We start from the raw sequence: 12002 nt of genomic DNA, 5'->3' as shown, positions 1-12002 counted from the left end.
GACATGATATTAAAACAGATCAAAGTTCCGGCGACCTATATGCGCGGTGGCACGAGCAAAGGGGTATTTTTCAGCCTTGATGACTTACCCAAAATAGCTCAAGTCGCGGGAGAGGAGCGAGACAAGCTTCTGCTTCGAATGATTGGCAGCCCGGATCCTTACGGCAAACAGACCGATGGAATGGGAGGCGCGACCTCAAGTACCAGTAAGACGGTTATTTTGTCTAAGAGCAGTCAGCCAGAACACGATGTCGATTATCTATTTGGCCAAGTATCAATTGATAAGCCCTTTATTGATTGGAGTGGAAACTGCGGAAACTTATCTGCGGCGGTTGGGCCTTTTGCTATCCACTCGGGTTTAGTGAGTCCAGAACGAATTCCAGATGATGGCGTTGTCGCAGTGAGGGTCTGGCAGGCAAATATTGGCAAAACAATCATTGTGCATGTACCAATACAAGGTGGAGAAGTTCAAGAACTTGGCGATTTTGAACTTGATGGCGTGACTTTCCCTGCTGCAGAAATTCAAGTGGATTTTATCGATCCCGCGGATGGCGACGGCTCGATGTTTCCAACAGGAAACCTTGTCGATGAGCTAAGCGTTCCTAATTTGGGACCATTAAGCGTGACGTTGATTAATGCAGGAATACCAACGATATTTGTTAATGCAGAATCGCTTGGTTATCAAGGTGTTGAGCTACAAGATGATATCAATGGGGATGAAAAAGTATTGGCGATGTTTGAGTCTATACGGGCTCATGGCGCAGTGAGAATGGGATTGATTGAATCGATAGAAGAGGCTGTGTCACGGCAACATACACCGAAAGTGGCGTTTGTCTCTAGACCGAAAACGTATGTTAGTTCCAGTGGAAAAAATGTTGAGGCTGAAGACATTGATGTTGTGGTAAGAGCGCTTTCAATGGGTAAGCTTCACCACGCAATGATGGGCACAGCCGCCGTTGCCATCGCGTCTGCTGCTTGCGTTCCTGAAACATTGGTTAATCTAGCCGCTGGTGGCGGAGAGAAAGAGTCTGTTACTTTTGGTCATCCGTCTGGAACATTAAAGGTTGGCGCTAAAGCAAATAGAACAGAGAAGGGTTGGGTAGTTGAGAGGGCAACAATGAGTCGTAGTGCCCGTGTTTTAATGGAAGGGGTCGTTCGAATTCCTTTCAATGTTTCTAAATAGCGGAATAGCGAAAACATAATTCATGGAGGAAGCACACGATGTCTATTAATAAATCAGTGGCTACGAATCAAACGGTATCTGCATATCAACAAGAGTATCAATGGTCGGTAAACGAACCTGAATCATTCTGGGCGGCACAGTCTGAAAAAATTGATTGGTTTAAAAAGCCACAAAGCATTTTGCAAACCGATGAGAATGGAATTGAACGATGGTTCTCTGATGGTGAACTCAATACGTGTTGGCTTGCACTTGATTACCATTGTGAGAATGGCCGATCAAATAAAACCGCGTTGTTGTATGACTCACCAGTGACAGAGACCAAACGCAGCTACACCTATTTAGAATTGCGAGACCAAGTTGCAAAAGTAGCTGGGATGTTGGCAGGTTTAGGGGTTAAGAAAGGGGATAGAGTTGTCATCTACATGCCAATGATCCCAGAAGCGGCAATGGCGATGTTAGCCTGTGCTCGGTTAGGCGCGGTTCATTCAGTCGTCTTTGGCGGTTTCGCTCCTAGTGAGTTAGCGGTTCGTATTGAAGATGCAGAGCCTAAAGTCGTGATTACCGCTTCATGCGGAATTGAAATAAATAAAGTCCTTCCATATAAGCCTTTGGTGGATAAAGCGATAATGGATAGTCGTTGGAAGCCAGAAAAAGTGGTGCTACTCCAGCGAGAGCAATGCGTTGCGGATATCAACTCAGAGCGAGATGTTGATTGGGATAGTGGTGTTGAGAGTGCAACCCCTCACTCTTGTGTTCCAGTATTGGCGACCGACCCGCTGTATATACTCTATACCTCTGGAACAACGGGCAAACCTAAAGGGGTTGTTCGGGACAACGGCGGACATGCCGTTGCAATGAAGTATTCGATGAATACGGTCTATGATATGCCCCAAGATGGCGTGTTCTGGGCTGCATCGGATGTGGGTTGGGTTGTTGGGCACTCTTACATTGTTTATGGGCCACTTATTCACGGCTGTACTTCGATTCTCTTTGAAGGAAAACCTGTAAGAACACCAGACTCTGGCGCTTTTTGGCGAGTCTGTGAAGAGTATAAAGTTGATGTGTTATTTTCGGCACCCACTGCCTTTCGAGCGATTAAAAAAGAGGACTCTGAAGGAGAATTACTCTCTCAGTATGATCTATCAAGGCTCAAAACCATTTTTATGGCCGGGGAGCGATTAGATCCGCCGACTCTGGATTGGGTTTGTTCTAAAACCAAAAAACCTGTGGTAGATCACTGGTGGCAAACTGAAACAGGTTGGTCAATAGCAAGCAATCCAATTGGTCTAGAGGTTATGCCAATCAAATCAGGCTCAGCGACTAAACCAGTTCCCGGGTTTCAAGTTGAAGTAATCAATGAATTGGGTGACTCACTAGAAGCAAACCAGCAAGGTTTTGTTGCTTTAAAAAGGCCATTGCCTCCCGGCTGTTTACCGACGGTGTGGAGAAATCATGATCGATTTGAGTCTGGTTACCTTAGTCAGTTCCCCGGATATTACGTGTCAGGTGATGGGGGATACTTAGATGAGGATGGTTATCTATTTATCATGGGCCGTATCGACGATGTCATTAATGTTGCAGGACACAGGCTATCGACGGGCGAGATGGAAGAGATTGTAGGTGCTCATCCTGCGGTGGCTGAATGTGCAGTCGTGGGTGTTCATGACGAGTTAAAAGGGCAACTTCCTTTAGGCTTAGTTGTATTGAAAGATGGCGTTAAAGTTGATAACCGTGAGCTTGAGGGAGAACTGGTTGGTAAAGTTCGTAATGAAATAGGTGCGGTTGCGTGCTTTAAGCATGCACTGGTTGTAGAGCGTCTTCCAAAAACACGTTCAGGAAAGATATTGCGCCGAGTAATTCGACAAATAGCAGATGGCGAACAATATGTTATCCCTACGACAATAGATGACCCGAGTAGCCTTAGTGAAATTGAACGAGTGCTAGACGAATCCTAAGCGGAATTTACCAAAAATAATAACCAAGCCCCGATAATAAGGGGCTTTTTTGTGCGAGATTCTATACAATCTGAAATTATACGTACTTTATTTGTGTCGCAAAAATATTATGCTACCAATTACTATCTCCGCAGCTCAGATGGCAGACATTGAATCGTTAAACGATCTTATGTTTGAACTTCACAATGAACATCATCTTGCGTGTCCTGAGTTTTTTAAAACCGCACACGAGATAGAACAAGAAAAAAGCATAGCACGCTACCTTGATGATCCTGAATGTTTGGTTTTTGTCGCCAAAGCAGATGAAAAGATTGTGGGTTTCATCACAGGCCATTTTTGTGAGTTAGTTTCTAGCGTCAGTAAGCCGGTTCAAATGGGCAGTATTGACGAGCTTTATGTTGATTCTAAATATCGTCACCAAAATATTGCAAATCGACTCTGCACGACACTCAATCAACGTTTTAAAGAGTACGGTGTGGTTCAGGTTTTTGTGGAAGTTTGGGAGTTTAACTCAGCGGCACAAAAATTTTATCAGCAACTTGATTTTGAGCATCATATTCATTGGTTACGCAAAACTATATGAACAGCTTGCCTATCTTTCTCAGCTTAGTTTATGTCTCAGTTTAATTTTTTATATGGAAGGTTTTTAACGTGATAAAGCGGATGTTATTGCTTGTATTAACGGGTTTCTCTTTACTAGTTTCGTCGCAGTCATTGGCATCGGAAATGCCGGAATCAATTAGAGGTGCTCTGTGCATAGTAAAAGCTGACGATAAAATCGTCCTTGTTCATGAGATTTTGACTAAGAAAATATCACTCCCTGGTGGCACAATCGACCCGAGAGAAGAACCAAGCTTAACGGCTCAACGTGAAACGTGGGAAGAAACAGGATTAGTAGTGAGTGTTGGCGATGTTTTAGGTTACACCGATACTGCTGTGATTTATGACTGTGTTTCAGATTCCGAAGTGATTGCCTACGAATATAATAATGATCTTGATGGTAATGCGATGCCGATTTGGTTCGCGCCTCACTATGGCGTTGAAGTATCAAGTGCAATGTTACTTTCACCAGAAAAACTTCCTTATGAGCGTTATCGATACCCAGAGCAGTGGGATGCGATCAAAGCTTTATATGTCAATGCAACTGACCAGTCTGCGACCTACGTTAGTGAGTTGATTGAAGCCGCACCAGTTCTAAATCAAGCTCAGTTAAATTGGATTTTAAGTATGCAGCAGTCAGTTTCCTCAATGCCTGATGTTGTTTCGAATAGTGTTGATGCCATTAATATGGTGTTAAGCCAATTGATTAAACCATGGGTGCTACTGGTGGTTTTTCCACTACTTTACTGGCGTTTTGGTAAAGAGTTTAGCTACAAAGCATTTTTTGCTATCACCGTAACATCACTCTTAAGCTTAGTGGCCCAGCAAGGTTTTTCGATTCCTCGCCCACACGCTTATATCCCTGCTATTGATATGATGCATAGCTATGGGTTCAGCTTTCCAAGCCTTCCTATTGCGGTATGGTTTTGCGTCGTGACTTTGATACTTCGAGAGCTCGATAATGAAGAGAGGAAGCCGTTAATGATAGGCTTTATCGGCTTTGTTTTCGTCCTTGTTTTGTCGAAATTTTATAGCGGCACAGCCTTTTTATGGGATATGGGAATTGGTGCAATACTCGGTGTTCTAGTTGCATGGCATATCATTCGTTTGGAAGCCAAGCCTGATGTTGATGTTCAGTCATTACTTTGTTCGCGAGCTTTATGGGTTGCGTTAACGATAGGCACTGTCGCATTGACCGTTATTTGGCCACTGCCTGTATTTACCGAGTGGTTGGCGATATTAGTCACTACGACAGGGTTGGTGATGACTCTAGATAGAGACCAACAAACAATGTCGTTAAGCAAAGTCATTTCAATGATTGTTGTTCTACTGATATTGAATTTTACTCTGCTGTTTGCTGCAACTTTTGTTTCTTATAGCAGTATGTTTTCTCTTATTCTTGAGTCGCTGAGATTTCCAGTGCTGATGCTCGCCTACGTTGGTGCGGTGCGAAAACTTAGTCATTAAAAATTGCCAGTAACCAGATATTGTAATCAATAAAAAACGCCTTACGAAAGTAGGGCGTTTTTGTTATTGGCAGGCGTTTATGTAGCTAGTTACCAACAGTTAACAAGGAGTTAGAATGAACTTGTTGATGACATCGGCAACACCGTCATTATCGTTGCTTGGTGCAATATAGTCAGCCAGTGCTTTCGTTTCATCCATCGCATTTTCCATAGCTACGCCAAGACCGGCAAACTTAATCATGTGGTTATCATTTTCTGCATCTCCAACACAAATGATCTCACTTGAATCAATGTTCAAGTGTTTTGCGATAGCTTCAATTCCTAAGCCCTTGTTACTCCCTAAACTCAAAAATTCTAGAAAGAATGGAGCACTTTGTACAATGGTATAATCGTCATAGAAACTAGAAGGGATATCACTAATTGCTTGTGTTAGCTTATTTGCTTCACCGACAATCATCACTTTTATAATTGGGTGATTGTCTTCTAGTGTATCAAAGTCCATTTCTGTAATCGTTAGACCGTTAATCGTCGCCTCTAACTGAGTATATTCACTATTTACAGGAGTAATGAGGCCATGCACTTCGCTAAAAGCGTGTACATTCAAATTTAGCTGTTCTGCCAGTTTCGCCACTTGTTTCGCTGATTTTCCACTGATGATATGTCTATGGATTACCTTTTGGCTACCTAGCTCTTTAACCATTGAACCATTGTAATAGAGGACAAATTCGTCAGTACCTTCAATATTGAGTTCCTGAAGTTTATCGGTCATGCCATCTATGGGTCTTCCTGAGGCTAATACTACTTTCACACCTTTATCACGAGCACTAGAGATAGCTTTCTTAGTCATCTCAGAAATTTGTTTTTCACTGTTCAGCAGTGTGCCGTCCATGTCTAACGCAATGAGTTTATACATAACTTACCTAAAAAATTACCACAATGAGCGCAGCTTAAATAAATTTACTCAGTTCTGCTAGTGATAGTTATATGACGGTTATTGTGAGGCTCGCTTTTTGGATATGGCTATTCGAATATAGGTATAATTTGACCTTAGAGACAGACTCCTTTAATGTCTCGGTCCTAGTTTAAAACACCTTGGGTTAGTAAGTTGTATAAGATTAATGAAATGTTTGAAACCATTCAGGGCGAAGGCTACTTTACAGGCGTTCCTTCAGTTTTTGTTCGTTTGCAACAGTGCCCAGTTGGCTGTGCATGGTGTGATACGAAACAAACATGGGAAGCTTTGGAGAAAGATGAGCGTCCATTAAATGAAATCTTAGTCAAAACTGAAGATAGCCCCTCTTGGTGTTCTGTTTCAGCCGCTGATATAGTTGAGATCTATCAGAAACAGGGGTTCAACGCCAAGCACGTTGTGATTACTGGTGGCGAACCGTGTATCTATGACCTAAGACCACTGACGCAAGCCTTTGAAGATATGGGCTGTCGTTGCCAAATAGAAACAAGTGGTACTTCGGAAGTGCAAGCATCAGAGCAAGCATGGGTCACCGTTTCACCAAAGGTGGCTATGAAAGGTAAGCTACCTGTCATTAATAGTGCTTTGGAACGAGCTAATGAAATTAAGCACCCTGTGGCTACTCAAAAAGATATTGACCACCTAGATGAACTGCTTAATCAAGCTAATATTGGTGAAGCGACCGTGATTGCTCTTCAGCCTATTAGTCAAAAGAGTCGAGCAACAGAGCTTTGTATTGAAACCTGCGTTAAACGAAATTGGCGTCTCTCTGTACAAACTCATAAATATTTAAGCATTGCCTAATTAACGCATAGCCTTCGACTAATATAGTAAACACAGCCAAAGAGTTTGTTCAGGCGTTAGGTTCAGTTGGAATTTAAAAATGAAAAAAGCAGTAGTAGTATTTAGTGGGGGACAAGACTCCACAACGTGTCTGGTTAAAGCTCTAAAAGAGTTTGATGAAGTTCATGCCATTACATTTGATTATGGTCAGAGGCACAGTTTAGAAATTGAAGTAGCGCAAGATTTAGCCAAAGAGCTAGGTGTTGCTGCTCATAAAGTAATGGATGTGACGTTACTCAATGAACTGGCGATCAGCTCATTAACTCGTGACGACATCCCTGTCTCGCATGAGCTTCAAGATAATGGTCTACCGAACTCATTTGTACCTGGGCGCAACATTCTGTTTCTTACGCTTGCCGGGATCTATGCTTATCAAATTGGAGCTGACACTGTTATTACCGGCGTTTGTGAAACTGATTTTTCTGGTTACCCAGATTGCCGTGATGAGTTTGTTAAGTCTATGAACAACGCATTAGTTCAAGGTATGGACAGAAACTTTGAAATTTCTACGCCTTTGATGTGGCTAAACAAAGCTGAAACATGGGCAATGGCAGACAAATATAAAGCATTGGATCTTATTCGAAACAAGACACTGACTTGCTACAACGGAGTATTAGGTGATGGCTGTGGTGATTGCCCATCTTGTGATTTAAGAAAGGCGGGGTTAGATGAGTATCTGCTCGATTCAGACAAAATAATGAAACAGTACGTCGAAAAAACATCTAGCTGATGAACTATTTGAATATGATTAAGTTTGTCGCATAAAAAACGTCGCAGAAGCGACGTTTTTTTGGAAACTTTTAACTTAGTTAGTGACTTTTTCTAAGTATAGTTTTGCTAAATCTGAAGGCTCAATTTCTTTCCCTTCAAGTACTTCATTCCAGTTAGCACCGATGAGTACGCCATCTTCTGCAAGAGTTAGTAGCCAGTCTTCAACAAAGATATCAAGCGGGATTTCTAGAACTTCAAAATCAGCCCACTCTTCAACATTATGGTGAGCAGCGTCTTCTTTAGCTGACCAAAATGGCATTACTTCACTTTGTTCAAACTCACTAGAATCACACGCTAACCAACCTTCGTCATTTTTTAAGCCCCAAACCAATTTGTTTTTGCATGTTTCTGCTACAAATAGTTCAAGGTTAGCTTGGATATCTGCGGTTAATTTAGTCATGTTAGTGTTCTCAATAGAATAGACGGGGCTAGATTACCATTTTCACTAATGAAACTCATTATAAAATAGGCACTAAATAAAAAAGGGTGCAAAGCACCCTAGTCGTGATAGTTCAATACTTAAAAAACCATCAATGCAGGCTATTTTTCGATCTTGTTAAAGATGGTCCACGCCTCTTTAACTGACCCCTTGTAGCCGACAACTGTCGCTTCTACTTTTCGGTTTAAGGCGTGACTCTGTTCATCATCGCCAAACGCAGACAAAGAGGTATCTCCATAGCCAACAATGGTGACTCTAGTGTGGCTCACGCCATTTGAAACTAGAGCATCTTTGATACTATTAGCTCGGTCTTTCGATAACGATAAATTGTATTCAGGACTTCCGACTTTACTCGCGTAACCCTGTAGCTCGATTGATATGGAAGGATATTCAGCCATAAACTCGGCCATGACTCTTATCTGGCCTAAGAAAACGGAGTTTAATTCAGATGAGTCGTTAGCAAACAAAATGTTTAGTTTCATTTGCTGCTCAGATTGAATATGGGTCTCACAACCATCATTATCAATTTCTGATGCTAGAGGTGTTTCAACACATAGGTCACGGGCATTGATGACACCGTCTTTATCATCATCCAACAAATCATCGACTTGTACCGGCTCTGGTGTATCAATATATTCATACTCATCACTAGCAATGACAGAGTTTGAAAGAAAAGGTGCGGCAATCAATAGTGCCAATAATCGCTTATTCATATTAATACTCCACCTTTTGATTCCATTCATCTGGTGTTGAAACCCTAAGAGCGGATAATAAATTTCCTGATGCATTCATTACGCGATATTTAGCGTATTGTTCATCATACTTAGCATCGATATAACCTTTTCTTGCTTCAAAAAGCTCATTTTCGGTATTCAATAGATCAAGTAACGTACGCTTTCCAAGACCGTATTGTTTTTCATAAGAGATAACGGTTTCAGAGGCTGAATCAACGTGGTCTGCTAAGAACTCTTTCTGTTGAACGGTTAAATCTAAAGCGCTCCAAGACAACCTTAAACCTTCCTCAACACTACGGTAAGTACGATCACGGAAATCTTTGGCTTTATTTAGCTGGTATGCGTAGCTTTCGATGCGATCTGAATCTGAACCACCGTTAAATAGGTTGTATCGCATACGAACCATAGCTGAGAACTCGTCGCTGCTGCCTACAGTACCGCCAGCATCGTCGTACCAAGTTTGTGAGGCTTCAAGTGATAGCGTCGGGTAATTAACACCCTTAGACTGCTTATATTGATACTTGGCTGAATCTACATCTGCTTGCGCAACTTTAATAACAGGGTGTTGATCAAATGCTGTGTCGACTGCGGCATCTATCGTTAGTGGAATAGCCACTTGATCGGCCATTGGGAACGCTAGACCAAGAGGGGATTGACCGACAATACGTTTAAACTGAGTATGCACGTCATATAGGTTATTTTGAGCAGCGAGTAAATTGCCGTGCGCTTTTGCTATTCGAGCTTCAACCTGTGACATGTCTGCTGTTGAACCAATACCGGACTCAACGCGACGTTTGATATCTTTGTAGATATTTTTGTGCGTTGCTAGGTTACTCTCAGAAAGGCTCAAAATTTCGTAAGCTTTAGTCGAATCGAGATAAATTTTCGTGACTTCTAGTGCCATGTCTTGCGCGTCTGAAAGTAGTTGAAAACGAATTGATTCGGCATCTGCAGCAGTACGATCCATATCATTAAGCGTAGATGAACCATCCCATAGCAATTGAGTGAGGGTTAGCGTGGCATCTTTTCGAGTTAAATCTGTATCGTTGCCGTTTCCTTCTGCGGGGTTGATACCTTCATATCCAATCCCTGCATCTAAATCGATACTAGGTAAATAAGCACCGCCTGAAGCATCAGACAAATAACGCTTACTCACAAATTCGTTATAAGCGGCTTTAATTTCAGGATTTGTTTTTAGCGTATGAGCAACGGCTTGTTCTAGAGTCTGGCTATAGCTTGGAAAACTCATGGCGATTAGAACACTAACAGTGCTTATTCTATTCCACTTCACTCTGTCTCTCCTTGGACAACAACATGTATGTCTTGGTTATATGGCGCGTCAATAAAATAGCATAAATTATTATAATGGCTAATGTTTTCGAGGAATTAATGTAAATAACATGTAAATCGTAAATTCTGTTTAAAAAGTAAGAATTAGCCAAATTGGTGGAATTAATTGATCTGCATCAAGTGATTTCTGTGATATTGGTTCAATTTCGATAGTGTGACCTCAGTCAATGTATGAATCAAATTTAGTTACAGAATTGTTCTATCATTGGTTTTGTTTGCTATGTATTAATGTTAATTTATATCAGTTGTGAATGGATCGGAGTTTGTCAATTTCTTGACTAAACCCGAAGAGAAAGTTGGATGGAGCAGAGGCTTAATATGGGAATCGGTACTTTTATTATTGGTAGCAACTTGGCTGCTGGACAAATTGTTGTTATCGACATTAATGGAAACCTGAAGATATTGAATGAAGGCGAACAACCTTTACCGGGTGAAGTCGTCATAAACAGCGATGGTACAGTTGAAAACCAAGCTGAACAGCCTCTGCAAGTCGAGATTGTTGGAGATAATGGTGAAAACCGAGATATCTCTGCTGAATTAGAAGATATTTTTGCTGCCTTAGAAGATGGGCAGGATCCAACTCAGTTAGGTGAAGAGTTTGCAACCGCAGCCGGTGGTAACTCAGGTTCTAGCTTAACTGCATCAGGTAGCGTGTCTCGTGATGGTAGTGAAACTATTGCGATAACAAATTTCGACACACAAGGACTAGAGTCTCTTGGCCTTTCTCAAACTCAAAGCCTGACTCTCCTTGAGCAATATCAAAACAATGCCCCGGTATTTATTGCTGCAGACGGCTCTGACCAAGGTACTAGCCTTTCAGTTACAACCGACGAAGATACGCCACTTTCTGGGCAATTTACGGCTTTGGATACGAATGGCGATAACCTTACTTACGCTGAAACAACAGCCCCTACTAATGGCACTGTAACCGTCAATCCAGACGGTTCTTGGGTATACACACCAAACGAAAACTATAATGGTCCAGACAGCTTTGCTGTAGAAGTAACCGATGGCCAAGGCGGCATTGATACGCTTGTCGTTGAGATCGGTGTAACGCCGGTGAATGATCCTGCTACTGTTTCAGATGGTACTGGTGAGGTAGTTGAAGATAGTGCTGAGCAATCCGTAGCGACAGGTAAATTATCAATCGTAGACGTCGATGATGGAGAGGCGTTTGTTCAACCCACTTCAGTGACCAATGACTACGGTACTTTCACTATTGATGCAGAAGGTAATTGGTCTTTTGCAATTAATAATGAAAGTGAAGTTGTTCAAGCCTTGCCTGAAGGGGCTGAGATTCCACTTTCATTTGAGGTTACGTCGCTTGATGGAACAGGTACAGGTGTTATAGATATTATTGTTCGAGGGACAAATGATGTCCCTTCGATAGATGTCACTGGCGAGCAAGATACATCAGTGACAGAAGCCGGTTTCAATGTTGAAGGCGATGCAGATGCAGGCGGAAAACTGACTGTTAGTGACGCCGATGCAGGAGAAAGTCTTTTTAATGTACCCGCTGATTTGTCTGGTACATACGGCACGTTTACATTTAAAGAAGATGGCAGCTGGACTTATGAGCTTGATAACGACAAAGCGGATGTTTTAATCGACGGTCAAGAATTCCAAGAAACATTGACCGTGACTTCTGCGGACGGAACAGCCAGTAAGACTATCACTGTGGATGTATTGGGT

General features: G+C 42.0%; 11 protein-coding genes. 7 read left to right on the top strand and 4 right to left on the bottom strand.

Going from position 1 to position 12002, the window contains the following annotated elements:
• Positions 1 to 3: 3 nt before the first annotated feature.
• The 4 genes from prpF to L4C54_RS19965 all read left to right on the top strand — a co-directional run bounded on the left by prpF (position 4) and on the right by L4C54_RS19965 (position 5204).
• A complete protein-coding gene (prpF, locus tag L4C54_RS19980; protein WP_428809537.1) occupies positions 4 to 1182 on the top strand; it encodes a 2-methylaconitate cis-trans isomerase PrpF in 1179 nt (392 codons plus the stop codon).
• A 38-nt stretch (positions 1183 to 1220) separates the two neighbouring features.
• Positions 1221 to 3137: a propionyl-CoA synthetase gene (locus L4C54_RS19975; protein ID WP_428809536.1), complete on the top strand. Its 1917-nt coding sequence runs from the start codon at positions 1221 to 1223 to the stop codon at positions 3135 to 3137.
• Between the two features lie 109 nt (positions 3138 to 3246).
• Positions 3247 to 3720: a GNAT family N-acetyltransferase gene (locus L4C54_RS19970; protein WP_428809535.1), complete on the top strand. Its 474-nt coding sequence runs from the start codon at positions 3247 to 3249 to the stop codon at positions 3718 to 3720.
• Positions 3721 to 3788: 68 nt separating this feature from the next.
• Positions 3789 to 5204, top strand: a complete 1416-nt coding sequence (locus tag L4C54_RS19965) for an NUDIX domain-containing protein (RefSeq protein WP_428809534.1) — start codon at positions 3789 to 3791, stop codon at positions 5202 to 5204.
• Between the two features lie 99 nt (positions 5205 to 5303).
• On the opposite strand, the gene L4C54_RS19960 is transcribed toward L4C54_RS19965, so the two are convergent.
• On the bottom strand, positions 5304 to 6116 hold the full coding sequence (locus tag L4C54_RS19960; RefSeq protein ID WP_428809533.1) for a Cof-type HAD-IIB family hydrolase: 813 nt from the start codon (positions 6114 to 6116) through the stop codon (positions 5304 to 5306).
• A 210-nt stretch (positions 6117 to 6326) separates the two neighbouring features.
• On the opposite strand from L4C54_RS19960, the gene queE reads away from it, so the two are divergent.
• Both queE and queC read left to right on the top strand, forming a co-directional pair.
• Positions 6327 to 6977, top strand: coding sequence for a 7-carboxy-7-deazaguanine synthase QueE (gene queE / locus L4C54_RS19955; protein WP_428809532.1), 651 nt, complete (start codon positions 6327 to 6329; stop codon positions 6975 to 6977).
• 79 nt (positions 6978 to 7056) lie between these two features.
• On the top strand, positions 7057 to 7746 hold the full coding sequence (gene queC / locus L4C54_RS19950) for a 7-cyano-7-deazaguanine synthase QueC (RefSeq protein ID WP_428809531.1): 690 nt from the start codon (positions 7057 to 7059) through the stop codon (positions 7744 to 7746).
• A 75-nt stretch (positions 7747 to 7821) separates the two neighbouring features.
• On the opposite strand, the gene L4C54_RS19945 is transcribed toward queC, so the two are convergent.
• The 3 genes from L4C54_RS19945 to L4C54_RS19935 form a co-directional block, all read right to left on the bottom strand.
• Positions 7822 to 8187, bottom strand: coding sequence for a DUF2750 domain-containing protein (locus L4C54_RS19945; protein WP_428803423.1), 366 nt, complete (start codon positions 8185 to 8187; stop codon positions 7822 to 7824).
• Between the two features lie 140 nt (positions 8188 to 8327).
• Positions 8328 to 8939, bottom strand: coding sequence for an OmpA family protein (locus L4C54_RS19940; RefSeq protein ID WP_428809530.1), 612 nt, complete (start codon positions 8937 to 8939; stop codon positions 8328 to 8330).
• 1 nt (position 8940) lies between these two features.
• Entirely contained in the window at positions 8941 to 10209 is a 1269-nt protein-coding gene (locus tag L4C54_RS19935) for a TolC family outer membrane protein (protein WP_428803430.1), read from the bottom strand.
• Positions 10210 to 10610: 401 nt separating this feature from the next.
• On the opposite strand from L4C54_RS19935, the gene L4C54_RS19930 reads away from it, so the two are divergent.
• Positions 10611 to 12002, top strand: a 1392-nt coding sequence (locus L4C54_RS19930) for a VCBS domain-containing protein (protein ID WP_428809529.1), incomplete at its 3' end; no start/stop codon positions are given.

It is taken from the genome of Vibrio lamellibrachiae (assembly GCF_050337265.1).
Classification (GTDB): Bacteria; Pseudomonadota; Gammaproteobacteria; order Enterobacterales; family Vibrionaceae; genus Vibrio; species Vibrio kyushuensis.
This window is presented reverse-complemented; position numbering and strand designations above follow the sequence as displayed.

Excerpts from the sequence above, each read along its gene's own strand:
- prpF (WP_428809537.1), top strand. The coding sequence starts at position 4 with ATGATATTAAAACAGATCAAAGTTCCGGCGACCTATATGCGCGGTGGC.
- L4C54_RS19975 (WP_428809536.1), top strand. The coding sequence starts at position 1,221 with ATGTCTATTAATAAATCAGTGGCTACGAATCAAACGGTATCTGCATAT.
- L4C54_RS19970 (WP_428809535.1), top strand. The coding sequence starts at position 3,247 with ATGCTACCAATTACTATCTCCGCAGCTCAGATGGCAGACATTGAATCG.
- L4C54_RS19960 (WP_428809533.1), bottom strand. The coding sequence starts at position 6,116 with ATGTATAAACTCATTGCGTTAGACATGGACGGCACACTGCTGAACAGT.
- queE (WP_428809532.1), top strand. The coding sequence starts at position 6,327 with ATGTTTGAAACCATTCAGGGCGAAGGCTACTTTACAGGCGTTCCTTCA.
- queC (WP_428809531.1), top strand. The coding sequence starts at position 7,057 with ATGAAAAAAGCAGTAGTAGTATTTAGTGGGGGACAAGACTCCACAACG.
- L4C54_RS19945 (WP_428803423.1), bottom strand. The coding sequence starts at position 8,187 with ATGACTAAATTAACCGCAGATATCCAAGCTAACCTTGAACTATTTGTA.
- L4C54_RS19940 (WP_428809530.1), bottom strand. The coding sequence starts at position 8,939 with ATGAATAAGCGATTATTGGCACTATTGATTGCCGCACCTTTTCTTTCA.
- L4C54_RS19935 (WP_428803430.1), bottom strand. The coding sequence starts at position 10,209 with ATGAGTTTTCCAAGCTATAGCCAGACTCTAGAACAAGCCGTTGCTCAT.